General features: G+C 61.1%; 22 protein-coding genes. 11 read left to right on the forward strand and 11 right to left on the reverse strand.

The window, feature by feature from the left end; translation table 11 throughout:
* The 7 genes from D0550_RS16545 to D0550_RS16575 all read right to left on the reverse strand — a co-directional run.
* Positions 1-536 (reverse strand): TonB-dependent receptor plug domain-containing protein (locus tag D0550_RS16545; RefSeq protein WP_153067203.1); only part of this gene is annotated, 536 nt, incomplete at its 3' end.
* A 142-nt stretch (positions 537-678) separates the two neighbouring features.
* A complete protein-coding gene (locus tag D0550_RS16550) occupies positions 679-1,074 on the reverse strand; it encodes a c-type cytochrome (protein ID WP_161965869.1) in 396 nt (131 codons plus the stop codon).
* Positions 1,067-2,836 (reverse strand): GMC family oxidoreductase, encoded by a 1,770-nt coding sequence (locus tag D0550_RS16555; protein WP_116810302.1) that lies wholly within the window; start codon positions 2,834-2,836, stop codon positions 1,067-1,069. Before D0550_RS16555 ends, D0550_RS16550 begins: the two co-directional genes overlap by 8 nt.
* Positions 2,837-2,838: 2 nt before the next feature.
* Entirely contained in the window at positions 2,839-3,588 is a 750-nt protein-coding gene (locus D0550_RS16560) for a gluconate 2-dehydrogenase subunit 3 family protein (RefSeq protein WP_116810303.1), read from the reverse strand.
* A gap of 27 nt (positions 3,589-3,615) precedes the next feature.
* Complete coding sequence (locus D0550_RS16565; protein ID WP_206606342.1) at positions 3,616-4,941, reverse strand: MFS transporter; 1,326 nt, start codon at positions 4,939-4,941, stop codon at positions 3,616-3,618.
* A complete protein-coding gene (locus tag D0550_RS16570) occupies positions 4,928-6,319 on the reverse strand; it encodes an amidohydrolase family protein (protein ID WP_206606343.1) in 1,392 nt (463 codons plus the stop codon). The genes D0550_RS16565 and D0550_RS16570 overlap by 14 nt, the downstream gene beginning before the upstream one ends.
* A gap of 178 nt (positions 6,320-6,497) precedes the next feature.
* Complete coding sequence (locus tag D0550_RS16575; protein WP_116810305.1) at positions 6,498-7,214, reverse strand: GntR family transcriptional regulator; 717 nt, start codon at positions 7,212-7,214, stop codon at positions 6,498-6,500.
* A 140-nt stretch (positions 7,215-7,354) separates the two neighbouring features.
* Between D0550_RS16575 and D0550_RS16580 the strand changes: the two genes are divergently transcribed.
* Both D0550_RS16580 and D0550_RS16585 read left to right on the forward strand, forming a co-directional pair.
* A complete protein-coding gene (locus D0550_RS16580; RefSeq protein WP_116810306.1) occupies positions 7,355-8,584 on the forward strand; it encodes an iron-containing alcohol dehydrogenase in 1,230 nt (409 codons plus the stop codon).
* A 15-nt stretch (positions 8,585-8,599) separates the two neighbouring features.
* Positions 8,600-10,084 (forward strand): NAD-dependent succinate-semialdehyde dehydrogenase, encoded by a 1,485-nt coding sequence (locus D0550_RS16585; RefSeq protein WP_116810307.1) that lies wholly within the window; start codon positions 8,600-8,602, stop codon positions 10,082-10,084.
* 50 nt (positions 10,085-10,134) lie between these two features.
* Here the strand turns inward: D0550_RS16585 and D0550_RS16590 are convergent, their stop codons facing one another.
* From D0550_RS16590 to D0550_RS16600, 3 genes are read right to left on the reverse strand one after another with little or no spacing between them, the layout of a single operon-like run.
* Entirely contained in the window at positions 10,135-10,917 is a 783-nt protein-coding gene (locus D0550_RS16590) for an enoyl-CoA hydratase (RefSeq protein WP_116810308.1), read from the reverse strand.
* A gap of 9 nt (positions 10,918-10,926) precedes the next feature.
* Entirely contained in the window at positions 10,927-12,129 is a 1,203-nt protein-coding gene (locus D0550_RS16595; protein WP_206606344.1) for a CaiB/BaiF CoA transferase family protein, read from the reverse strand.
* 41 nt (positions 12,130-12,170) lie between these two features.
* Complete coding sequence (locus D0550_RS16600; protein WP_116810310.1) at positions 12,171-13,490, reverse strand: MFS transporter; 1,320 nt, start codon at positions 13,488-13,490, stop codon at positions 12,171-12,173.
* A 74-nt stretch (positions 13,491-13,564) separates the two neighbouring features.
* Here D0550_RS16600 and D0550_RS16605 point away from each other — a divergent pair, with 74 nt between their 5' ends.
* The 8 genes from D0550_RS16605 to D0550_RS35530 all read left to right on the forward strand — a co-directional run bounded on the left by D0550_RS16605 (position 13,565) and on the right by D0550_RS35530 (position 22,256).
* A complete protein-coding gene (locus tag D0550_RS16605; protein ID WP_206606346.1) occupies positions 13,565-14,482 on the forward strand; it encodes a cupin domain-containing protein in 918 nt (305 codons plus the stop codon).
* Positions 14,479-16,374, forward strand: coding sequence for a pyrroloquinoline quinone-dependent dehydrogenase (locus D0550_RS16610; RefSeq protein WP_116810311.1), 1,896 nt, complete (start codon positions 14,479-14,481; stop codon positions 16,372-16,374). The genes D0550_RS16605 and D0550_RS16610 overlap by 4 nt, the downstream gene beginning before the upstream one ends.
* A 13-nt stretch (positions 16,375-16,387) precedes the next feature.
* Entirely contained in the window at positions 16,388-16,720 is a 333-nt protein-coding gene (locus D0550_RS16615; RefSeq protein WP_116810312.1) for a hypothetical protein, read from the forward strand.
* Between the two features lie 14 nt (positions 16,721-16,734).
* Positions 16,735-17,151 carry a hypothetical protein gene (locus D0550_RS16620; RefSeq protein WP_116810313.1) on the forward strand — a complete coding sequence of 139 codons (417 nt, stop codon included), beginning with the start codon at positions 16,735-16,737 and terminating at the stop codon, positions 17,149-17,151.
* Positions 17,152-17,188: 37 nt separating this feature from the next.
* Complete coding sequence (locus D0550_RS16625) at positions 17,189-18,199, forward strand: SMP-30/gluconolactonase/LRE family protein (protein ID WP_206606347.1); 1,011 nt, start codon at positions 17,189-17,191, stop codon at positions 18,197-18,199.
* Between the two features lie 29 nt (positions 18,200-18,228).
* Positions 18,229-19,170 (forward strand): cupin domain-containing protein, encoded by a 942-nt coding sequence (locus tag D0550_RS16630; RefSeq protein WP_116810315.1) that lies wholly within the window; start codon positions 18,229-18,231, stop codon positions 19,168-19,170.
* A 271-nt stretch (positions 19,171-19,441) separates the two neighbouring features.
* Entirely contained in the window at positions 19,442-20,428 is a 987-nt protein-coding gene (locus D0550_RS35525; RefSeq protein WP_422664262.1) for a TonB-dependent receptor, read from the forward strand.
* Positions 20,361-22,256 carry a TonB-dependent receptor domain-containing protein gene (locus D0550_RS35530; protein WP_206606349.1) on the forward strand — a complete coding sequence of 632 codons (1,896 nt, stop codon included), beginning with the start codon at positions 20,361-20,363 and terminating at the stop codon, positions 22,254-22,256. The genes D0550_RS35525 and D0550_RS35530 overlap by 68 nt, the downstream gene beginning before the upstream one ends.
* 152 nt (positions 22,257-22,408) lie before the next feature.
* Here the strand turns inward: D0550_RS35530 and D0550_RS16640 are convergent, their stop codons facing one another.
* Positions 22,409-22,732: a hypothetical protein gene (locus D0550_RS16640; protein ID WP_153067204.1), complete on the reverse strand. Its 324-nt coding sequence runs from the start codon at positions 22,730-22,732 to the stop codon at positions 22,409-22,411.
* 1,074 nt (positions 22,733-23,806) lie between these two features.
* Here D0550_RS16640 and D0550_RS16650 point away from each other — a divergent pair.
* Positions 23,807-24,040, forward strand: a complete 234-nt coding sequence (locus tag D0550_RS16650) for a TonB-dependent receptor (protein ID WP_116810318.1) — start codon at positions 23,807-23,809, stop codon at positions 24,038-24,040.
* Positions 24,041-24,752: the final 712 nt, after the last annotated feature.

Consider the following 24,752-nt stretch of genomic DNA (forward strand, 5'->3'; position numbering starts at 1 on the left):
AGCCGCAGTCCGGGTTGATCGAACGGCTTGGGAAACATCACGTTGACGGTGGCGCCGATGGAGTTGGCGGACAACGTGATATCCGGCGTCTTCATCACGGCCAACGCACCGACGAAGTCCGCACCCACCGTGCTGAAATCCACCGAACGACCGCCGGCGGCCGTGGAAATGCGGCGGCCATCGAACAGCGTTTCGTTGAAGTCGCCACCGAAGCCGCGCACCGTGATGCCGGTCGGCTCGCCGCGCGTGCCGGCGCGTTGAATCGACACACCCGGGATTCGCTGCAGCGATGCGGCGACGTTCGAGTCGGGAAACTTGCCGATATCTTCCGAGGAAATCACGTCGACGACGCCGGTCGCCTCGCGTTTCATATCCAGGTTTCGCTGGAGCGATTCCCTGATACCGGTAACAACCACTTCCTCAAGACTGCTTGTTTCTGTGGGTGCGGCGCCGCTCCCTTGAGCAATTGCCGCTCCACTGCTTGCTAGCGCTACCAATATCGAAGCGCTCAAAAGACCATTCTTGGACTCTGGCATTGGATGATTCCCCCGTGCGACATGTGCCGCTTCAGATGGCGGCGATTGGTCTGCTCCGTGTAATTAGCACCACGCCAAGCGCCGCGTCAATGCTCGTCCCAATATTTCATGCGCTGGATCACGCCAAACACGGCCGAGCGGTTCACTCCGCCGGCTGCTGCTTGAGATACGCAATCACGTTGGCGAGATCCCCATCGCTCGCCAGGCCGGGAAATACCATCTTCGTGCCAGGCAGAAGCTTCTCCGGCCCTTTCAGATACGTCTTGAGCGTCCCCTCATCCCAGGTGAGGCCGGACTTTCTCATCGCCGAAGAGTAGCGGTAGCTCGGATACGTCCCGGCGGGCCGGCCGATGACTCCGTTCAACACCGGCCCCACGCTATTCTGTGCCCCCGCGCCGACTGCATGACAAGCCGCACATTGCGCAAACACAGTCGCACCCGCCGCCGCATCACCCTCAGCCCACACCGATGAGCCCCATACCAGCGCACAAACGCTGCTGGCGATCGCGAATCTCTTCACCTTGATGCCCTCAAACATTCACTAGCCGCTCCGGCCGTTTCAAGTACTGATCCTTGAGCGTGTCGGCGAGCCTGTACGCCAACGCACCGACCGGCCCCGTGGGATTGCGCCCAGCATTCTGTGGAAAGACGCTCGAGCCCACCACGAACACGTTGGAAACATCCCAGCTCTGCAGGTATTTGTTCAAGGCGCTGGTCCGCGGGTCATCGCCGAACACCGTGCCTCCGGTGTTGTGTGTCGTCTGGTACGGCACGATGGAGTAGCGTCCGCGATCACGCCGGCTCAACACCTGCTCCGCACCCATCTCCTTGGCAATGTTTGCGCAGATCCCCCGCGCGAACTCCATTTGTCGGAACTCGTTCTCCTGCCAATCGAACGTGAGTCGCAGCATCGGGCGGCCAAACGAGTCGGTATAGGTCGGGTCGAGATCCAGATAGTTCTGACGATAGGACATCACCGAGCCTTGATTGCCCACGCCGGTCATGCGGTGATACGTCTCGACGATCGCCTTCTTCCAACCCTTGCCCCAGCGCGGCGAGCCAGGCGGCGTGGGACGCCGCCCAATCGGTGCGCCGCTGTTGCTGCCACTACTGATGCCACCGCCGCCGATGAATCCCAGCTTGGCGAAATCCGGATTGTCGCTGTTGAAGTCGTCGATCCAGGTGCCCAGCGCGCCCGAGCCCATGAACGGATTGAAGAACGTGTCCTTGGGAAACAGCGCGCCGACGCCCCCCATGGATTGATACGCATAGCTACGCCCCACCACTCCGGTGTTGCGCTGGAAGTCAAACGGCTTGCCAATCTTTGAATGCAACATCAGATGCACATTGCCGAAGACATACGCCGCCAGGATCACCAGATCCGCCGGTTGCTCGAACTCGCGTCCACCCGCATCCAGATAGGTGACACTCACGGCGCGCTTGCGCCGCGAATCGAGGTTCACCTTCATCACATAGGCGTTGGTCCGCGCTTCGAAGTTCGGGTTCTTGTAAGCGAGCGGAATGACGGTGAAGTGAGGGCTCGCCTTCGCGTTCGCCTCGCAACCGAACGCGGTACAAAAGCCGCAGTAGTGACACTGACCCAGCGCGACACCATCGGGGTTCACGTACGCACGCGATGCGTTGGAGGCCGGCACCGGAAACGGGTGATACCCCAGATTACGCGCTGCCTTCTCGAACAAGACCATGTTGTGCGATTGAGTCATCGGCGGATTCGGAAACTCGTTCGCCCTTGGCGCCTCGAAAATGTTGCCGCCGTCGATCTTCCTGCCCTGCAGGTTGCCTGCCTTGCCCGAGGTGCCGCACACCTTTTCAAACGTGTCGTAGTACGGCTCGAGGTCCTGATAGCCGATCGGCCAGTCCTGCAGATTCATGTCGGACGGAACGATGCCCTTGCCGTACTTCGCGACGGTGCCGGAGTACATCTTGTGCTCCCATTCCGTCCACCGCCAATGCAAGCCGGACCAATGCGTGCCGGCGCCACCGACGCCCTCGCCAGGCAGGAAGGAGCCGAGTTGCCGCATCGGCAGGGCTCGTTGCGTCGGATCGTTGCGAAACGTCAATGTTTCCTTGCGCAGATTCTGGATCAGCTCATGGCGACGCGAGTAGCGCAGCTCATCGTGAACCTGCGGTGCCATGAAGTCGGGATTGGTCGCGCGGGGACCGCCGCGCTCGAAGGCGACTATTTTCAGACCGGTGGACGCCAGCTCCTTGGCGAGGATGCCGCCGGCCCAGCCCAGACCGACGATCGCGATATCGACAGGTTTCAGTTTGGTGGCCATCGTCACAACAGGTCCTGAATGCTCAAAGGTTCGCTCATGTATTTCTTGTTGCGGTACGCCTCGATCTTGTCCGCATACATGTTGCCGATTCCGGGAAAGCCGATCATTCGCCACGCCGCCTTGCCCTTGTTGCCGCCATACAGCGGGTCGGCGAAGTAACCTTGCATCGTGAGGTCGTACATGAGATTGAAGAAGATCGCGGTCGGCACCGTGGGCAATGCGATCTCGCGCTTCTCCAACTGGGTCAGCACGGTCACGCGGTCCGCTTCGGAGAGCGCATCGAAGGTGCGTTTGTACTTGTCGCGCAGGTAGGCATTGAGATCGAGAATGCCGTTGCGAACCAGCTCGCTCGGCGTCATGCGCAGCTGATACCCCTGCTCCGGCGTTCCTTCGATGAACGGCCCCTGCAGGTACAAGCGGTCACCACGGCCGTAGCCCGAATTCAGTTGCCGATCGATGAAGACGGCCACACCCAACTCCAGGGCGCCGGGACCCACGTCATCGGCCGGAATGAAAGTATCGACCGCCGCTTCTACGAACGCCGCTTCATCGCCATTCAAGAATTCGTAGACGGGTACCGGCTCATCGGCGGGGCTCGCAGGCTTGGGCGCGTGATGGTGCCCGGCCCCCATGGAATCCTCGGCGGCCGCGCCAGCGAGCGGCAAGGCGCCTGTTGCGGCACCGGCGCCGAGGAGTTTCAACCATGCACGCCGATTCACCCTCTTGGGCTCGGCGTTGTTTTCTTCGCTCATCTTTCCCCCAAATCGACGCCACCAGCGCTAAGACACGGTAGCGTCCTCATAGACGCGCTTCGAAGCATCGATGCGCGTGAACAAAATGGCAGCCAACAATGAATAACCTGCGAGCACGAAGAACGCGCTCGTCCAACCGCTCGCAGTCACGATGTAGCCGGTCATCGCCGCGGCGATGGCGGCACCCAGATTGCCGAAGGTGTTCATCACCGCCGACACCGACCCTGCATACACGCCACCGATGTCCAGCGTCACTGCCCACGAAACACCGACAGTGAGTTCGATGCCGAACACCGCAAGCGCAAAGTAGCCGACGCTCACGAGTGGATCGTTGGCGAGACAGGCGAGCGGAATCGTCACGGCGGCAATCAAAAATCCCGGAATGGCAACGACGCGCCGCGCGTACTTGAGATTGCCGGTGCGCTTCAGCGCAAGATCGGAGAACCAGCCGCCCGCGATATCGCCTGCGACGCCGGCCAGCAGCGGCAGACTGGCGTAGATGCCCATCTGCTGCAGCTCGAACCCTCGCTCGGCATGCAAATACTTCGGGAACCAGGTGAGAAAGATGCCGATGTCATAGCCGTAACAGAAATACATCGCCGACAGCAGCCACATCTGCGGGCTGCGCAGGATCCGTCGCCACGGCACGATCTTGGATCGATTGGCCGTGTTGCCCAGCGCGTTGGCGATCAACTCGCGCTCTGCGGCGTTGACCATGCGATGTTCGTTCGGGGAGTCGCGATAAAACCAATACCAGATCGCCGCCCACAGCAAGCCAAGCACCGCGAAGATATAGAAAGGCGCGCGCCAGCCGTAGTGAGCGATGAGGAACACGACGACGATTGGTGTGAGCGCCCCGCCGAGACGCGAGCCTGCGTGCGTGATGCCTTGTGCGAAGCCTCGCTCGGACGGCAGCATCCAACGCGACAATGATCGCGTGGCGATCGGAAATGCCCCCGCCTCACCCATGCCGAATAGAAAGCGGCACACGATCATCGAAGTCGCCGACCAGGTAAGCGCCGTCGCCGCGGTAAATGCCGACCACCAGGTGACGATGGCCGGCAGCGCACGCCGCGGACCGAAGCGGTCGCCGAGCCAGCCGCCCGGAATCTGAAACAGCGCATAGGACAATTGATAGGCGCCGAGAATCCAGCCCATCGTGACGATGGAGAAGCCGAACTCCTCTTGGATCGAAGGGACCGCCGCCGAGATCACCACTCGATCGATATAGGTAATCATGTAAGCGGCGACGGTGAGCCACAGCACGGTGTGGCGCACGCGCGTAGGCGCAACGACTGCGGCGTTATCCATCGCCGCCGCCGGCTTCACGATGGCTGCGTCACCGTTCGCCATGGGCGCCACCTTTGGATCCGCCCTTGCATTCGCTTGCGGCGCGGCCAGTGCAGACAGACCAAATGGTCGGCACGGACTTGCCTGCCACGTAGACCGCGTGGATCGTTCGGGTGTTGCGGATGTCCGCCGCTGGATTGGCATCGAGCACGACCAGATCAGCGGTCTTGCCCGCCTCGATCGTTCCTAAATCTTTTGCACCGATCAGTTTCGCGTTGGTGCCGGTAGCCGCGGTCAGCGCCTGCAGCGGCGTCACGCCCGCCTGCACCATCAGCTCCAGCTCCCAATGCAGGAAATGCCCGGAGAATCGGCCCGAGGGTCCACTGTCGCTACCCACGCCATAGCGCACACCGGCTTCGATCTCGCGACGCGTGTTTGCCAGGGCCATATCCAGTACGCCCGGGTATTGAGCAAAGTGTTTGCCCGCCGCGAGCTTCTGCTGCCGCTCCTGACTCTTGAGCGTTGCCAGCGCGCCCGGCGTAATCGCGCGATTGAAGAAAGGGTCGTCGAGGAACGGCAACTTCGTATAGGTGAACGACGCCTCACGACTCAACGTGGCGGCCAGTTGCACGATGTCGTGCCGCTTCATGTCATCCAGCAGCGCCTGATCGACGGGCGCATCGCGCACGCTGTGCGCGAACCCATCGACGCCTTGCGACGCCAGGGTCTTGGCATTCTCCAGATAAAAGATATGAGCGATGGCGTGCAGGCCATGCTTGTGGGCCTGATCGATGATGGCTTTGCTGATGTCGGGCGGCATGCGCGACGGCAAGTCGCCAAACTCGTCATCGACCCACAACTTGATGAAGTCGACGCCCTTCGCAACTTGCTCATCCACCGCTCGGCGCGCTTCAGTCACGTTCGCGACCGGCTTATTCAGTCCAGCAACGCCGCCGTAGGAGGTTTTGAATACCAGTCCCTGCCCCGACGTGTAGACGCGAGCAAAATCAGACTGCGCTTTACGCTGATCCGCGCGGATGCCGAAGATCACATCGGTATCGGTGCCGAGGACTTGCACCGCAGTGATGCCGTAGGCGGCATAGGTGCGCAGCTGTTGCTCAACCAACTCACGAGAGTAGAACTTGATGTCCTGCGTGAGGTCGTGCACCAGGCCGAGGTGGACGTGATTGTCGATGAGCCCGGGAATCACAAACTTACCGCTGAGATTCATCACGGTCGCGCCACTCGGGGCTTTCAAGCTCGAGTGTGGGCCCACCCACGAAATGTGTCCGTTCTCGACAATCAACGAAGAGTCCGGCACGGGTGCCCGACCGGTGCCATCGATCAGAGTGAAATTGGTGAGCACTGTCGTGGCTGCCTGCGCCACCGACAGCGCCGCCAACCCGATGCACGTGGCGACGATACGGACTGCTAGCTGCACTCTTCCCCCTTCAGGTACCCGATTCACGCTCATCACGGCGCGTTGGGCTCGCCTATATCCTATATCCTATCGCCATCATTGCGGTGCGCGATATCAAAAGTCAAATGTTATCGGTATCAAATTCGGCGCAGCGGCGCCAGGGGGAATGGCGCGGGCCGGAAAGAGGCGACGGGAGGGATCAGTCTCGCGTGAACTTCACGAGCCGTTGATACGACTTTTCGAGGTGCGCGCGCATGGCGGCCTCGGCCTGATCGGGATCACGCTGCTGCAAGGCTTTGGTCACCAGCGTGTGCTCGGCCACTGCTTCATTGGTCACTTCGCGATGAAACCGCAGCCGGAAGATATGCAAGTGAATGTGCAATCGGCTGAGCGACTCCACGATCAGATTGTTATCGCTGCCGCGCGCGATCTGTTCGTGAAACTCCGCGTCCTGATCGGCGAACTGATCGTAAAGCGCGCGTGAGCGCGCCGCTTGATCCGGATTCATCTCGAGCGCCAACCCACACAGATCGATGAGCGCCTTATCGCTCATGCGCTCGGCCGCGCAGCGTGCTGCATAGGGCTCGATCAGCAAGCGAATCTCGAACAGCTCTTCGAACTGCTTGCGATTCAACGTCGGGGCCGTGCAATAACCGATGAAGCGCTGCTTGGTCACCAGCCCGTTTGCTTCGAGCATGCTGAGTGCTTCGCGGATCGGTGTCTGTGAGATCCCAAACTCGCGCGCCAGGCTGTCCACCGAGATGCGTGTGTTCGGGGGAATCTTCAGCGACGTGATGTCTTCACGGATCCGGTTGTACGCATCCTCTACGAAGCCCGACGCCCGTTTGATCTGGCGCGGGTTGTCTGGTGAAGGTGCGACCGGCACCACTCGGGGATTCTTGGATTCGCTACTCATAAGGCTTGGGAACTCTGTGCGTCATTGACCGCCGGTTTAGATAGCAATTGTCATCCAGCGTGCGTAGCAATTCTATCATATATGATATAGGATGACTTTCAGGGACGGCGCGTTGCCGCCTGGTTGTAGAGAGGACCTTTATGAGCCTGTTTGGCGCCATGCGGCTGCCTCGCTCCGTGCTGTTCGGTTCCGGCCAACGTCGTGCCCTTGCCGCGGTGGCCCAGCAATTCGGTCAACGCGTCTTGATCTGCACCGACCCGAGGCTGGGCGCGGACAGCGAGATCAAGACATTGGTCGCCGACCTCCAGGGGCGCGGCATGAAGGCGCTCATCTACGATCAGACGCGGGCGGACTTACCGACCGAGTCCATCATGGACTGTTTGGGCAAGACCACGAGCTTCGCCCCGGAGGTCATCATCGGCATCGGCGGCGGCAGTTGCATGGACATGGCCAAGGCGCTCGCCGTGCTGCTCACGCATGGAGGTGAGCCGTCCGCGTACTACGGCGAGTACAAAGTGCCCGGGCCGGTCATTCCGTTGATTGCTGTGCCTACGACGTCTGGCACGGGCTCTGAGGTGACGCCGGTGGCGGTGGTGTCGGATACCGCCAAGGGAACAAAGATTGGCATCGCAAGCCCGTATCTCATTCCGCAAGTCGCGGTGTGCGATCCGGAGCTCACGTTGAGCTGTCCTCCGGCATTGACGGCGTGCTCCGGCGGCGACGCGCTCACCCACGCCATCGAGTCTTTCACCGCGTTGGCGCGAGTGCCCAGTGCCGACCTGACCTTGCAGCACGTGTTCGTCGGTAAAAACGCGCTCTCGGATCATTTCGCGCTGCTGGCGATCGCTTCGATCTGGAAGAGCCTCTACCCTGCCTACGTCAACGGCAACGACTTGCAGGCGCGCGAGAACCTCATGATGGGCGCACTTGCCGCCGGCTGTGCCTTTGGAACAGCGGGAACCGCCGCGGCGCATGCGATTCAGTATCCCGTCGGCAATGCCACGCATACCGCCCATGGCGATGGCGTCGCTTCGTTATTGCCCTACGTGATGGAGTTCAATCGACCTGCCTGCATTGACAGCTTCGCGAAAATCGCCCGAATGCTCGGGCTCGGCAATGCCTGGAGCACCGATGATGATCTATCGCGAATTCTCATCGACGAGGTGGCGCAATTGCTCGCGTCCGTGGGCATTCCGCGCACGTTGAAAGATCTCGGGCTCGCCGCTGACAAGCAGCAATGGACCGCCGAAAGCGCCATCGCGATTCAGCGTCTGGTCAAGAACAATCCGCGACCGTTGGATTTGCGCGCGATGCAGGCCATCACTGCCGCTGCCTATTCCGGCGATCGAGCCGCCCTCCGCCACGCCTGATCTCCAGCTGATGTCATGAAGTCCACGAACAACTATCTGCTACCTGCGTCATCGACCGAGCCCGGACGCGCGATTCCCACGGATCTATTGATCGGCGATCGCTGGCGCGAAGGTGGCGAAGGCCAGCGCATCGATGTGATCAACCCGTCCACTGGAGAGGTTCTTGGCTCCGTTGCGAATGCGACGATCAAGGATGGCATCGAGTCGATCGAAGCCGCCTCGCAAGCCGCAGCCGGCTGGGCCGCGACGCCCCCTCGAAAGCGGGCTGAGCTGCTGCGCGCGTGCTTCGAGCGGATGGTGGCCAACAGCGAGTGGCTAGCGCAATTGATCTCGCTCGAAAACGGCAAGGCGCTGTCGGACGCCAAGGGCGAAGTACTGTACGCGGCGGAGTTCTTCCGTTGGTACGCCGAAGAAGCGGTGCGTTTGGAAGGTGAAATCAGCACCTCACCGAGCGGCGCCAACCGGATCGTGGTGATGTATCAGCCCATCGGCATCTCACTGCTGATCACGCCCTGGAATTTCCCGGCGGCCATGGCCACCCGCAAGATCGCGCCCGCCCTCGCCGCCGGCTGCACTTGCATCCTCAAGCCCGCAGAAGAAACACCACTCACTGCGTACGCAGTCGCGCAGATCATGTTGGAGGCCGGCATTCCTCCGGGCGTCGTCAACGTGATCACCACGGGCGACCCGGCGGCGGTCGTGAAGGCCATGCTGCACGAGGGCAGGATTCGCAAGCTCTCCTTCACCGGAAGCACCGAAGTGGGCCGTCTGCTGTTGCATGAAGCCGCCGACACCATCATCAACTGCTCGATGGAGTTGGGCGGCAACGCGCCGTTCCTGGTGCTCGACGATGCAAACATTGGCGATGCAGTCGCGGGCGCGATGATCGCGAAAATGCGCAACGGCGGTGAAGCCTGTACGGCGGCCAATCGCTTCTATGTTCAGCGTGGCGCCTACGAGGAATTCACCCGGCAACTGGTCGCCAAGATGGAGGCCGTGAAACTCGGCGATGGCATCTCCCCAAATACCGGCTGTGGCGCACTCATCAACCAGGCTGCCGTGGCGAAGATCGAATCGCTCGTCGCGGACGCTGTAAAACGAGGCGCACGCGTGCTGTTGGGCGGCGTGGCACCGTCTCGACCGGGCTTCTTTTATCCGCCGACCGTGTTGAAGGACGTGCCCGCAGGGTCGGAGATCCTCAAGCAGGAGATCTTCGGTCCGGTCGCCGTGCTCGTCCCGTTCGATTCGATCGATGAGGCCGTCGCGCTGGCCAACGATACCGAGTACGGACTGGTGGCCTACATCTACACGAGCGATCTCAAAACCGGATTGCGCGTCGCCGAGCGCCTGGAAAGTGGCATGATCGCACTGAATCGCGGATTGGTGTCCGATGCCGCGGCACCCTTCGGCGGTGTGAAACAAAGCGGCCTCGGGCGCGAAGGATCACATCACGGCATTCGCGAATTCACGGAAGCCAAATACATCGCCGTCGAGTGGTGAGCGATATCGGCGGCTGCGCTTGATCCCGCGTAGCCGCCGACACGCAAACGCTATTTGCCGCTCCATTGCGGCACGCCCTTGTTCTTCGCGACGAAGTTCTGCACGCCTCGCTTGAAGTCCTCGCTGCCATAGACCTGCTCGATCAGATCGTCGATGTTCGGCAGATTCGCAGAGCTCAGGCGGCGAATCATCTCTTTACTGGCGCGCGTCGTCAGTGGCGCATTCGACACCGCGCGCAGGCAGAGCGTCTCTACCGCAGCGTCCAGCCCGCCCGCTTCGACGAGGTTGTAGAGCACGCCCTTGCTCATCATTTCCTGCGCGGAGACAACTTCTCCGAGCAATAGCATTCGCTTTGCCATGGTGACGCCGATCGCACCGGCGATTCGGGCGCAGCTGCTCATGGAAAGACAATTGCCAATGGTGCGACCCAGCGGCGATGCAAAGCGCGCATCGGGCGTCGCAATCCGAATGTCGGCGGCGCTAAAAATATTGAGTCCGCCACCCACCGCCCAGCCCTCGATGATCGCAATGGTGGTGACCGGCAGCGCATCGACCGCGGCCATGCACTCATCGATGTGACGCTCGTAAGCGATGCCGTCACGACCCGAGGTGAATCCGACAAAGCCGCTGATGTCCGTTCCGGAAATGAACGCCTTGCCGCCCACGCCGCGAAATGTCACGACGCGCACGCTGGAATCTTGCGCAATCTCTCGACACACATCGCGCAGGTCGCACCACATCTGGTGCGTCAGCGCGTTGTGCGCTGAAGGGTTATCGAAAGAAATCTGCGCGATCGCCTCGCGCTTCTCGTAAACCAGCTTACCTTCACTCATGGCGCCCCCTCATTGTCCGGCCGATTGCAGCAAGCCCTGCTCAATCAGCTCGCGACGAATCTCATCGCCATGCTGATCGAGCAAGGGTGGCGCATGGCGCACCCGCTGCGGCGTGCCCCGCATTTTCACCGGGAATCCCAGCGCGCGGAACGAGCCTTCCACCGGATGCGGAATATCCATGACCATCTCGCGCGCGGCCACGTGGTCGGTCGCGAGGGCCTGCTCGTAATTGTAAATCGGACCCGCCGGCACCCCGGCCGCCAACAAGGCCTCGACCCATTCGTGAACCGTGCGCTGTGCCAGCGTCGGCTGCAACGCCTCGATCAACTCGATGCGATTGGTCACGCGCAGCGCATTGGTGACAAAGCGTGGATCCGCGTTCAACTCCGGCCGCTGTACCACCTCGAGAAACGTGAGCCACAACTTCTGATTCGCCGCGCCGATCACGAAGTATCCATCGGAGGCCCGCACGGCTTGATAAGGAGCGGACATGCGATTGGCGCTGCCGATCGGCTGCGGCGATTTGCCAGTGCCCCACAGCTCGGTCGTCTCCCACACCGACAATCCCAGCGCAGCTTCCAGCAGCGAAGCGTCGATGAACTGGCCACGACCGGATGTCTCCCGGCCCAGCAGCGCGCTCAGAATGCCGTAGGTCGCGAACAAACCAGCACCCAGGTCCGCAACCGGAATGCCGTTCTTGACCGGCTCGTGTCCGGGCAGTCCCGTGGCGCTCAGCGCACCGGACATCGCCTGCGCAATCAGATCGAATCCAGGACGTTGTGCCCAAGGCCCCGTCTGACCAAAACCGGAAATGCTGGCATAGACCAGGCGCGGATTCAGTTTGGACAACGCCTCATAGTCCATGCCCAGGCGAGCGGCGACGCCGGGGCGCGCGTTCTCCACCAACACGTCCGCGGTTTTCACCAGCGCGTACAGCACGTCACGATCGGCGGGATTCTTCAGATCGAGCGCGATACTGCGCTTGTTGCGATTTAACGCGAGAAAGCCCGGACTGTCCTCGCCCTTGAGACGAAAGCCCATCGAGTGCCGCGTGGAGTCGCCAAGCTTCGGCGGCTCGATCTTGATGACATCGGCGCCCATGTCACCCAGCAACATGCAACAGAAGGGCCCCGCCATCACTTGCGTGATATCCAGCACGCGAATACCCGCCAGCGGCAAACTCGCGTTCTCGTTCTGAGTCGATATATCCACGGATCCCCTCATCTACGAAGCAATGCTCGTCATGACGCCGATCAGCTCGGCAGCTGCGCCTTTTCCAGATGCCGCGTCGGATCGACCAGCAACCAGGCGAAGGCGCCGATGACCGCAAGCGCCGCGGCCACGAAGAAGGCGGATTTCCATCCGAACTCGGCGGCAATCCAGGGCGTCAGCGACGCCGTGATGGCCCCGCCCACCTGACATCCCATATTCATCACACCAGACACCACGCCTGCATGCGGACCGGCGAAGTCTGCAGTCACCGACCAGTACGCGCTCTGCGAAAGATAGATCGCGCCGGCGCCGCCAGCCAGGATCACGGTCGCGACGCCGGCACTGTCGGCAATGGACCCGAACACCAGGAAGATAGCAGTCAACAGCAATCCCACCGCCGGCAGCCCGCAGCGCCCCCATCGCAACCCGTGGCGCTTGACCACAGCATCGTTGATCACACCACCGAGCAGACAACACACCGTCATGGCGATGAACGGCAGCATGGTGTAAAGCGCGCTGGTCTTGAGATTCAATCCGCGAACCTCGGCCAGATAGATAAAGAACCAGCTGAAAAAAATCCACACCACGTAGCCGAACGTGAAGTAGCTGATCGTGAGTGCCCACACCTCACGGTTGGCAAAAATGCGCCGCCACGGAATCGGAAGTTTTTCCGCGGGAGTGGCAGCATCGATGCCTGCGTGAATCTGTGCAAGCTCTGCCTCGGAGATGCGCGGGTGCTCATCGGGACGGTCTCGGGCGGCGATGTACCAAATGAGTCCTGCGATACAGCCGATGACTGCGCAGAACCAGAACGACGCGCGCCAGCCGTGAGACTCGATGATCGCGGTCAACAGTGGCGGTGTGAGGCCGGCACCCGCGCCAACGCCCGCAAATATCCAACCATTGGCCTTGCCGCGCTCGTGCACGGGGACCCAGCGGGCCACGAACTGGTTGGCAGCGGGATAAATGACCGATTCGCCCACCCCCAACCCGAATCGCACCAGGATGAGCGCAACCAATGCGTGACTTGCCACAGGCGAAACAATCGCCGTGAGCGCGGTGAATACGCCCCACCACAAAACCCCGAGCGTCAGGATGTTTCTTGGCCCCAGGCGCACCGCCAGCCAGCCAGCGGGAATCTGAAATCCTGCGTAGCCAATTAGAAATGCGCTGAAGACCCAGCCCAGTTGGATCTGGGTCAGCTGGTACTCCTGCGCAAGCGCCACGCCCGCAATGGAAATGTTGGTCCGGTCCAGGAATGCGACCGTGCTGAGAAGAAACAGCACGAACACTAATAAGTAGCGCACCGGAACGCCGAGGGACCGGGCCAGGGGTCGGACTTTTCTTGCCGGGGCTATCATATCGTATATGCTATCGGATATGGTATGGGACAACAACGCCGCGGACGCAGATTCGTGGCCAGGGGGAAGAGCGCGTGACCAGTCGGGCCTCCATTGCATTGTTGCTCGTGTCCGCCGCGACGTTTGCGGCCGATGCTCCGCCGCCATCGGCCGCCACGCCGCTGGAGCAACGGATCGCACACACCGATCCAACCACCTTCCGTGCACTGACGGGCGTGCACGGCGGCGCCGGTTCAATGAGTTTCGGTGCGTTGCTCGGCACTGATGCCCTCTCAACCAACCTCATCTTTCTTCATCGCGGTGTGATCCAGCCACGCAGTGGCATCGGTCAGCACTTTCACAACTACTGCGAGGAAATGTTCGTCATCCTCGATGGCGAGGCCGAATTCACGATCAACGGCCGCACCTCTCTACTCAAAGGTCCCGCCGGTGCGCCCAACCGACTGGGCCAATCGCATGCGATCTACAACCCGACCGACCGCCCCGTGCAGTGGCTGAACATCAACGTCGGCACGTCGAAAATCTACGATGCATTCGATCTGGGCGACGCGCGCGTGGGCGTGCCGATTGATCCAGTGCCTCAGTTCATTTCCATGCGGCTCGATCGTGAGTTGCTGAAGCCCATCGATGCCATGAACGGCGGCAAAGGCCGCGTCCAGTATCGTCGCGCGCTCGAACCGAGCGTGTTCTTCACCACCTGGTCGTACGTCGATCACCTGCTGTTGCCCCCGGGCACGAGCGTCGGGCCCACACGCCTGGCGGATATGAGCGAGATGTACTACGTCGTCGCCGGCACGGGCACGGTCACCGTGGGCGCCGAGCGCGCAACCATTCGCAGCGGCGACGCCATCGCCATCGACCTCGACCAATCCAAGTCCTTCAGTAACGAGAGCACCGCTCCACTGGAGCTGATGGTCGTTGGCGTCGCGCGCGACATGGGGGCAAAGACCGCCCTCCTCCATCAGCCTCGTCCCCCTCGGAAACAACAATGAAGCGAATGATCGTCACCGCCGTCCTGGGCGCCCTGATGACTGCGTGCACCAACGCGCCCGTCTCGGTCGATTGGCCGACCTATCATCGTGACGCCGGCGGCTCGCGCTTTTCACCGCTCGACCAGATCACACCGGCGAACGTCTCGAAGCTGCAGCTTGCCTGGACGTATCACATGCGACCGGCGAGCTCGACACCCCTGCCGCCGTCCAGCGATTCCAGCGACGAGATACCGATGCGTCGCAGCCGCTTCATTCCCTCCGAGGCGACCCCGCTGGTCGTGGACGGGCGAATGTTCATATCGACGCCGTACGGACGAGTCGTCGCGCTGGATCCGGACAACGGCAGCGAGCTGTGGGTCTACGAGCTGCCCAATCACGATCAGCCGTCCACGCGCGGCGTCGAGTACTGGCCGGGCATGGAAGACTCGGAGCCTGCGATTTTCTTCGGCACGCGCAGCGGCAAGCTCATCAAACTGTCCGCCGCCACCGGCCAGCCCATCGCAAGCTTCGGTCAAGGCGGCCTGCTCGACATGAAGACGCCCGAAGTCATGAATGGCTCGCCGCGCGCCTCGTTGGGCATGAGCTCACCGCCACTTACTTATAAGAATCTCGTCATCACTGGCTCACGCGTGCAGGAAACGCCGTCGCTGGGCGCGGCGGGCGACGTGCGCGCCTGGGATGCGCGTACGGGTCAACTTGTGTGGACATTTCACACGGTGCCCCGCCCCGGTGAATTCGGCCACGACACCTGGGAGGGCGACAGCTGGAAGCGCCGCTCTGGTGTGAACGTGTGGACCTCGTTGGTGGCCGATGCCGAGCGTGGGATCGTGTACCTGCCCATCGGCGCGCCCGCCTTTGACCGCTGGGGCGGCGACCGCAAAGGCGCCAATCTCTTCAGCAACTCCATCGTTGCCGTCGAAGCCGCCACCGGCAAGTACCTCTGGCACTTCCAGACCGTGCATCACGACATCTGGGATCTCGATCTGCCCTCCGCCACGCTCGTGGAGGTCAAGAGGAATGGCAAGACCGTTCCTGCGATCGCCGTCATGAACAAGACCGCGCTGCTGTTTCTGCTCGACCGAGTGACAGGACAGCCCATCTACGAGGTCAAGGAAGTTCCCGTGCCGACGGACACGGACATTCCGGATGAAGCGCCCTGGCCCACGCAGCCGATGCCCGTCACGCCGCCGCCGCTCTCTCGTCTGGAATTCAAGATGTCCGATCTGGCCGACGTCACACCGGAACATCGAGCCTTCTGCGAGCAACTGATCCGCGAAAAGAACATCGTCGAGAGCCGAGCTTTTCAGCCCTTGCGCGGCGACTCCGCCGTTGCGAGCTTTCCCGGCAGCCTGGGCGGCATCGATTGGGGCGGCGGCGCATTCGATGCACGGCTCGGCTATTTCATCGTCAACATCAACGAGCTGGCCAGTCACCAGCAGCTGGCGAAGCGACCTGATGGTTCCTGGGGACTGAAAGACGGCTATGTGTATTTCTGGAACCCCGAGACGCGGCTGCCATGTCAACAGCCGCCCTGGGGCAGTCTGGTCGCGGTGGATGTCAACACTGGAAACATCGCGTGGCGTTCCACCTTGGGCGTCAGCGACAACCTGCCCGAGCCCCTGAAAAACACCGGGCGCATCAGCGCGGGCGGCCCCACCCTCACCGCCAGTGGCTTGACCTTCATCGGCGGCACGGACGACAAGCGCATTCGTGCGTTCGACACGCGCACCGGCGCTGAATTGTGGAGCTACAAGCTGCCCGCATCGATCTATGGCACCCCGATGACCTATCGAGGCAAGAGCGGCAAGCAGTTCGTTGCCGCCGTGAACACCGGTGGGTTCGCAGGCGATGCGGTCGATAGCGACACAGTCACCACGTTCGCACTTCCTTAAGCCAAGGCCGCCCATGTTTCGTTCGACCAGCCGCGCCCGACTGACCATTCTCGCATCGCTGTTCGCGAGCGTGCCGCTGTGGGCGCAACCGACGACAGACGAGCCCCCTGCAGGCGAAGGGCTCGAGCTCATTCAGCGTAGCTGCATCAGCTGCCACGACATCTACATGATCACCACCAAGCGCAAAACGCCGCGACAGTGGGCGGAAGTGATGGACCTGATGGCGGCCCGCGGCGCGGAGGTGACGCCGGAGGAGATGCAGATCATCGAGGAGTATCTGTCGCAGAACTTCTCCACCACCGCGACCAGTTCCGCCGCCACTCAGAACTCAGCATCGAAGCATTGAATCGAGGAGCCTTCATGAACAGACGTCATTGGCTGAAATCACTCGTCTATTTCACCGCGGGCACCGCCGCGGGCGCGAGTTCCTTGGCGCAGGCCGCAAGCGGCACCGCGAAACCAATCGTGCTTTACTGCGACCTTGCCGTGGATCCCGCTCGCGAGCAGGAAATGCTCGATGCGTATCACAACCATTTCAAACCCATCGCCCAGAAGCATCGCGGCTATATCGATCTGAAGATGCTCAAGCTGCGCCAGGTGATTCAAGGCGGCCCCGCGCCCGCAAAGACCATCAATTATCGGTTTCAGCTCACTTACGAAAGCGAGGAGCTGCGACAGAAATGGATTGCCTCGGCGGACCACGCCAAATATTGGCCCATGATCGAGAACACCGTCGCCGACAAAGGCTATCTGGTGCTGCTCACCGACGCTGTTTGAACGTCGCCGACGCCGCGAGGACTGTATGAGAAATCTATTGAGCGCAACTCGATGCACGCGATGGGCGTGGCTGATCGGTGCCGCCTGCATTGCCACGGCAAACGCCGCAACCCCGGACACCCCATCCACTCGCATCGAGCGAATGGACCCGGCCCTGGATGCCCTCATCGCACCGGGGACAACGATCGAACGCGTCGCAACCGGATTCAAGTTCACCGAAGGCCCGATGTGGCGAGAGGGCCGACTGTGGTTTTCGGACCTGCGCGCCGACAAAGTGTTTGCGGTCGACCGCAGTGGCAAGGTCGAGCTGCTCATCGAGCACGCCGGCGGTCTCAACCCCTTTCCGCCTGATTCGTATCTGGGCTCGAACGCCATGGCCACCGATAAGGACGGCTCGGTGCTGCTGGTCCAGCAAGGCGGACGCAAGATCGTTCGACTCGATGCGCATCGCAAGCCCACGACGCTGCTGGATCGCTATCAAGGCAAGCAATTGAACAGCCCGAACGATCTGGTGTTCGCCCCGGACGGCTCACTGTGGTTCACCGATCCGCCTTTCGGTCTGGCCGGCATGGATAAAGATCCCGCCAAGCAGTTGCCGTTCAACGCGGTGTATCGCTACGCCGACGGCAAACTCGAGCCGGTCATCAAAGATCTCACCCTGCCGAACGGTCTGGCCTTTTCACCGGACGGCAAGACGCTGTACGTCGCGAACTTCGGGCCCGAGCGATTCGTGAATGCGTACGACGTCGGCACGAATGGCACCGTCGGCAAGCCTCGCGTGCTCATTAAATACGGTACTGAGGAGCGGCGTCCCGGTGGACCGGACGGACTCAAAGTCGACAGCGCCGGCAACGTCTGGACGACCGGCCCCGGCGGCATCCGCATCATCACGCCTGCCGGCAAAGTGCTCGGGCAGTTGGTGCTGCCTGAAGTGGCCGCGAATCTTGCGTTCGCGGAGCAAGGAAAGGTGGCGTACATCACCGCCACATCGAGTATCTACAAACTCGCGTTGCGCACGGCTGGCACGATGCCGCTGTATCAACGCTGATCTGACGAAGCTAATTGGGGGGACATGACATGAGAAGGTTCGACTCGTCGATGATCCGGCGCATGACGTGCGTGCTGGCCGGATCGCTGCTGTGTGCGAGCGCCGCGCTCGCGCAACAAGCATCGCGACCGCAGCCCATCGTTGCCTGGTCAGCAAAGCCCGTGCAGGCGACCCCATGGACCGCGCCGAACAAGCCGCATTGGAAGCTCTCAGACGTACTTGCGAAACATGCCGGTCAACGCAGCTGGCAGGAAGCCATCGTGAGCGATCGGGATTTCGTCGCGAAGTACATCAGCATGGCCCCTGGCGAGAAGACCCCGCGGCAGTTCTTCGCCGACGACCGCGTCTTCTGGTTCGTACAGTCCGGTCGCATGCGCGTGAGCATCGATGGCCAGGAGCCTTTCGTCGCAACCAAAGGCTTCATGGTGCAAGTGCCCTATCGCACCTCCTACAGCATCGAAACCGAGGGCTCGGAGCCCTCGCTGCGCTTTGAGGTCACCGGCGCGCAAGCGATACCGCTTTATCCCGTCGATGCAACGCCGGCACCGCTCGATGGCAGGAAATATCTAAAGGTGACCTACACCGGCCGCGGCACGTACGACGAGGTCAACAAGCCTTACATCGACTTCACCAAGGACGTCGTCAACGCCAATGGGCGCGGCGGCCCCTTCGTCAAGGACGACAAAACATTCGCCAACATGATTCGTGGCGCGGGCACGCCGCCGCCGCCATCGACCAACCTCGGTCACTTTCACATCGGCTATGGGGAGTTCTGGCTGATTCTGGAAGGCAAGATCGACTATCTGATCGAAGGGGTTCCTTTCTTCAGCGCCGAGCCGGGCGACGTCGTGTACGCGCCGCAAGGCCGCTGGCATCGCGCCAGCTTCGGCGGCACCGGCATGGCTACTCGCCTCGCCATCAACCCGCGTCCGGATGGAATGCACAACTTTCAGGCGCCGGAAAACGACTGAGCATCGTTTTCGTCCGCGCCTCTGCAGACGACTTATTCGAAGACTCACAACAACGCTCACATAGGGGGACTCGACCATGCCAACATCACGTTCACTCCGTGTCTCGGTCCTTACGGTGCTCGCGGCCGCATCGATCTCGACCGGGCCGGCATTTGCCCAAGAACAGACCGCCAACCCAGCGACGCCCGCCTCGAGCGCCGGTCCCAGCGAGCTGGAGACCGTGCTCGTCACCGGTTCGAGCATTCGCGGCGCCGTCCCGGTCGGCTCCAACATGGTGGCCGTTGGCCAGGACACGATCGAGAAGACTGCCGCCATCAACTTATCGACCCTGGTCAACACCGTGCCCGCGATTTCGACCTCGGGCTCGCTCGCTCAGGGCGAAAACGTGTTCTCTTATTATTCTCCGCAGATTCACAGTCTGGCCGGCTCCTCCTCCAACACCACGCTGGTCGTGGCCGACGGTCTGCGCATTCCCGGCGGCGGCACGCAGTTCAATCAATCCGATCCGAACATCATTCCGATCTCAGCAATTCAGCGCGTCGAAGTGCTGGCCGATGGCGCCTCGTCCGTCTATGGCTCGGATGCCGTCGCGGGTGTCGTGAACTTCATCACCCGGCGCACGTTCGACGGTTTCGAAAGCAACGTGGCTTACGGCTCCGCCGACAGCTACAACACCCTGGATCTGAACATGATCTGGGGCCACACCTGGGAGACCGGCGGCGTGTACTTCGCCAGCCAGTACAGCAACTCGAGCGAGCTTCTGGCCCGCGACCGGCCCTTCACCAGCCGCGGCGACTATCGGCCGGTCGGCTCGAACAACAACAGCTTTCAATGCAATCCGTCCTCCATGCTCGTGACCGGCGTATCGAGCGGCGCCACACCCTCGGGCGTGTTCCTCTCTCCCGATGCGACCTCGACGGTGTCCAACACACCGAACAACGCCCCGTGCAACAACTCCGTCTACGCCACGCTCGTGCCCGAGCAATACCGCTTGAATGGCTTGATGAAGGTCGTGAACGAGTTCAACGATCGCCTGACAGTGGTCGGTATGGTGAACTTCAACCGGCAGCGCTCCGAGTCGGCACAGGCGCCTGGTGGTCTGACCAGCGCCACGGCGTTCGGCCCTGGCCAGGGTGTGGCCNGCAACAAAATCCTTTTCTTTCCCGAGCACCGGCGGGACGCGCCGAAAATTGCGAAACCGAGAAGGAGCATCACTTTGGCTTGCGCTGCGCGAGGATGGCAACTACGGCATCGCTGAAACTCAGGCGGACGTTGCGTATGCCACGCTCAACGTCTCCTACGAGCTCGGCAATGACTGGTCGGTCTCGCTCGAGGACGGAATCGGCTGGAACCGCTCGGCCGGCAACGCCATCAACACCTTCTGTACCGCCTGCGCGCTGCTTGCGTTGAACGGTACGGCACAGGCAAGTGGCAACCCAACAGCATCCAACATCGCCGGTCAGAACGTCATCGCACTCAATATGCCGCTCACGACGAGCAACGCGCTCGACGTCTGGAATCCGCTGGGCTCAAACCTCACTTCGCCCGCGGTGATGCGACAGCTGTACTCCGCCAACACCGAGAACACCAACTTCAACACCACGAACCAGACGCGGCTTACGTTCCAAGGTCCGGTGTTCAACGTGCCCGCCGGTGAAGTGAAGGTGGCCGTCGGTGCGGAGTACTTCTGGCACGAGCAGACGCAGAAGATTTCGGGCAGCAACAATACTGGCCCGACGACCACGGGCTCGAACTTCCGCGTATATAACTATGATCGCAACGTCAAATCGGCGTTCGCCGAAGTGCTGGTCCCGGTGATCTCCTCCGAGATGGGCATCCCGTTCGTGCATCAGTTCGATCTGAACATCTCGGGTCGGTACGATGAATACTCCGACGTGGGCGAGACCAAGAATCCCAAGTACGCATTCAACTGGGATATCACGGAGGGCTTTCGGCTACGTGCGAACTGGGCGAGCGCTTTCGTCGCTCCGCCGTTGGCCGTGATCGGCGACCCCTCGCAAGGCTATCTCTATGCATCGGGCAGCGTCGGCCCCACTGGCACCATCAACGTTCCCGTGGCGAACTATCCCGACGTCGTCAACGTGCCTGGCGCTGTGGTACAGAACACCAACCAGCCCTGCACGGCCTCCTCGGATGTGTGCACGATCGGCCAAGGCAACCTCGCCATGCGCCGTCAATTGGGTGGCGGCTTCAGCAACATGGTCCCGCAGAAGGGACGCAGCTGGTCGGTGGGCTTCGACTTTGCGCCCGAGTGGCTGTCTGGCTTCACCAGCTCGATCACGTTCTTTCACAACACCTTCACCGGCGGCGTCAGCTCCCCGAGCCCAACGGCCATCGTCAACAGCCGCGGACTCAACAACCTGCTGACCATCTGTCCGAGCGGCTGCACCGAGGCGCAGATCCTGGAGTTCGCCAATGTCGCGAACGGCGCCACCATCAACGGCGCCGTTCCGCCAACGGTGTACTACATGATCGATCAAAGCTCGCGCAATGCATTGAATCTGGAGCTGGAAGGTATCGACGCAACCTTCATGTACGACTTCTCGATTGGCGACATCGATTTCAACGTGGGCAGCGCGGCGTCGTACTTCACGAAATACACCCAGAACTTCGGCGGCGGCACTGAGTTCGACATCCTCAACACGTCGGGCTTCAACACGACGTTCCCGTCGGTCAAGTTCAAAAATCGCGCGCAATTCGGCATGGCGATGATGAATGGCCTCTCGGTCGACCTGTTCTGGAACCACACAGGCGGCTACAAGAACTGGTCCTCCAGCAGCATCGATCCCATCGTCGTTCAAGCCGGCGTCCCGATCGGCGGCGGCGACAATGTGGACGCCGACAACACATTCGATGTGAATGCTCAGTACATGTTCGGCAACGAGAGTCGACTCAAAGGCTGGATCGTGTCGCTGAACGTCCGCAATCTGACGGATGAGGAGCCGCCGTTCTATAACGGGAACACGAGCGGCATCTTTGGGAACGCGGCGGGATGGGGGTACAACGGGTTTGTGTCTAACCCGGTTGGGCGGTTGGTGACGCTGGGGTTGCGGACTCGGATGTAGGGATTGGATTAGAGGATGGAGCCGCCCGGCGAATGCCGGGCGGCGCGGTGCACGTGAGACCCTTCTCCTTCCTGGTTGGTACACGCAAGACCCGATAGATTGATTATATCCAGAGGGTCGCTCCTATCCTGAAGCGATTACCCCGCTGCCGCTCAATTCAGCCAGGGTGGGAGTACAGTCGCCTTCCAAACGTTGTAAAAGCCTGCGGGAAGATCGACTATCTGTATCTCCTTCGACGAGCGGATCTGAACGGCCGGAACTCCCGGCGCCTTGATCCGCTGGCCGGTCACAATAGCTCTTACCGCCTTGTGCTGGCCCTCTGCATTCGCTCTTATGGTCTCAACAAGCGCTCTCTCCAGCTCTTTGAAGTTGGCTGAATAGCTGTAGGTCACGGACTCGATGTTCCCTGAGTCAGGTGAATCTCCCAACCATCCATGGGTGGCTTCCCTCACCTCCGCATAAAGGAGGATCTGCACAGGGCCGAACTCATGTCCGGCTTCCGCCGCGACAGAAGCGGACCGACATGACATCAAAATGCTCGAAAGAAACAGCAGCAGGCAAGTTCTTGCTACCATGTCTTGACCCCACTGCAAATTCCTGGCGGCCCGTTCCCGCCTCCAACGACTCGCGCGGCCGACGCAAGAACCCGCACCACGGGAGCGGATCCCAGGCTAGTCGAATGATCATTGAAAACGCGCTCAACACGTACTGATCATGCCTTAGGCGCAGTAGCTGAGCACTTTACAGCTGAGATGGCATACTTTCGGACGACAGGCGCTCGGTCCGTCATCTCCGACTCGCTCCAGCTCAAATATCAGCCGTTGATCCTCGCACTCTCGGCTGTGGGCAGTGAACAGCCGACAGCTGGTCGCTCGAACTGATCCGTCACTTTCTACTCCCGCGGCATTCGCTCCGAGCCGACTTTACTTGAATTCTACTTCTTCTATGTTGGCCTCTATCCTAACGCCGTCGACATTCTCGGCGCGATACTTCAGGTACGAAATCTTCTTTATGGATATTGTTAGCGTGTTTCTGTCCGCCCAGCGAATCACAGGCGTTGCGTCATCTGCGTCATTCACGAATGAATACGCGGTGCCGTACTCAAACACTGGCAGCCTGACACCTCGAGCGTTCGCTAGCTCAATAGACACGACATCCGAACTAGCAATTCCTTCGCACGCCCGGCTGACCATCACCACGTTTCGCCCGTAGCTATTTGGGACGTTTGTCTCCCAAGTGTTACAGCTCGCGAATTTTCCCCCAACGGACCAGATCGCTGCCGCACCTACGACCACAAGAGCCAGCAGAGCGACGACGGACCAGATCCAAAGCTTTCCACGACGCATGTTCAAGGCCTCCCGCACCACCGCTAGCAGCCACATTCCAGCCGTTAGTCCAGGCACTAAGCTGTTCCGGATCGCCGGCATTACTTGATCAGATCGCGACTGGTTGACGCCAGGTCTTGAGTTAAACCCGCGAGGAACTGGTCCTCCAGCAGCATCGATCCCATCGTCGTTCAAGCCGGCGTCCCGATCGGCGGCGGCGACAATGTGGACGCCGACAACACATTCGATGTGAATGCTCAGTACATGTTCGGCAACGACAGTCGACTCAAAGGCTGGATCGTGTCGCTGAACGTGCGCAATCTGACGGATGAGGAGCCGCCGTTCTATAACGGCAACACGAGCGGCATCTTTGGCAACGCGGCGGGCTGGGGGTACAACGGGTTCGTGTCGAACCCGGTTGGTCGGTTGGTGACGCTGGGGTTGCGGACTCGGATGTGAGGAGGGGTTCGATGAGTGGCCGCCCGGCTGTTGCTGGGCGACCCTCGCGCAATATTCTGCCGCTTCCCGCATAGAGGCAATCGTTAACGCATCGTGATCCCTATACAGCCCACCACTTTCCGCATCTAGAGAGATCCACCGGAACACGCGCCGTACATGGGCGACCGAATTCGCCAAACACTGGCTGACATGCATGCAGGCAAACCGACTACCGGTAGTGCCACCACCGCCGCACCAGGAGCGCAGCCCACTTCAGCAATTACGGCGAGCGTTTCGGATGACCACCCAAAGAAGCGAGCCAGCAAAGATGCCACCCGTAACCATTGCCAGACCGACGAGATCCAGAGCTCGGCCCGGCCCCAGCATCAATGCAAGCAGGAAGGGCACCGTCACGCCAGCCACTATTGCCTCCCTCGCTACATTCGCGTATATGGACTCCCCCTGCAAGTAGAGACTGATCGAGTTCGACTCACGAGGATTCGCTTGCAGGCGTATATCCGGCATCTGAGGTGGGATGTGTTACGTCCCGTGCCGACATGGAGATCTGCAACACTGCGGTGCCACGCGTTTCCCCGGCGGCGGGAGCGCCAAAGAATGTACCGGCATCAAGCAGCGCGGACGCGGTCCAGTGAGCCATGATGAGCGATGAGCCTCTGAAGCAAGCGTGTGGTTGGACGCCGATGTGTTGCGAGCACTAATGCGCCAATACGAA

The organism is Steroidobacter cummioxidans (genome assembly GCF_003104955.1).

Excerpts from the sequence above, each read along its gene's own strand:
- D0550_RS16550 (WP_161965869.1), bottom strand. The coding sequence starts at position 1,074 with ATGTTTGAGGGCATCAAGGTGAAGAGATTCGCGATCGCCAGCAGCGTT.
- D0550_RS16555 (WP_116810302.1), bottom strand. The coding sequence starts at position 2,836 with ATGGCCACCAAACTGAAACCTGTCGATATCGCGATCGTCGGTCTGGGC.
- D0550_RS16560 (WP_116810303.1), bottom strand. The coding sequence starts at position 3,588 with ATGAGCGAAGAAAACAACGCCGAGCCCAAGAGGGTGAATCGGCGTGCA.
- D0550_RS16565 (WP_206606342.1), bottom strand. The coding sequence starts at position 4,941 with ATGGCGAACGGTGACGCAGCCATCGTGAAGCCGGCGGCGGCGATGGAT.
- D0550_RS16575 (WP_116810305.1), bottom strand. The coding sequence starts at position 7,214 with ATGAGTAGCGAATCCAAGAATCCCCGAGTGGTGCCGGTCGCACCTTCA.
- D0550_RS16580 (WP_116810306.1), top strand. The coding sequence starts at position 7,355 with ATGAGCCTGTTTGGCGCCATGCGGCTGCCTCGCTCCGTGCTGTTCGGT.
- D0550_RS16585 (WP_116810307.1), top strand. The coding sequence starts at position 8,600 with ATGAAGTCCACGAACAACTATCTGCTACCTGCGTCATCGACCGAGCCC.
- D0550_RS16590 (WP_116810308.1), bottom strand. The coding sequence starts at position 10,917 with ATGAGTGAAGGTAAGCTGGTTTACGAGAAGCGCGAGGCGATCGCGCAG.
- D0550_RS16600 (WP_116810310.1), bottom strand. The coding sequence starts at position 13,490 with ATGATAGCCCCGGCAAGAAAAGTCCGACCCCTGGCCCGGTCCCTCGGC.
- D0550_RS16610 (WP_116810311.1), top strand. The coding sequence starts at position 14,479 with ATGAAGCGAATGATCGTCACCGCCGTCCTGGGCGCCCTGATGACTGCG.
- D0550_RS16615 (WP_116810312.1), top strand. The coding sequence starts at position 16,388 with ATGTTTCGTTCGACCAGCCGCGCCCGACTGACCATTCTCGCATCGCTG.
- D0550_RS16620 (WP_116810313.1), top strand. The coding sequence starts at position 16,735 with ATGAACAGACGTCATTGGCTGAAATCACTCGTCTATTTCACCGCGGGC.
- D0550_RS16630 (WP_116810315.1), top strand. The coding sequence starts at position 18,229 with ATGAGAAGGTTCGACTCGTCGATGATCCGGCGCATGACGTGCGTGCTG.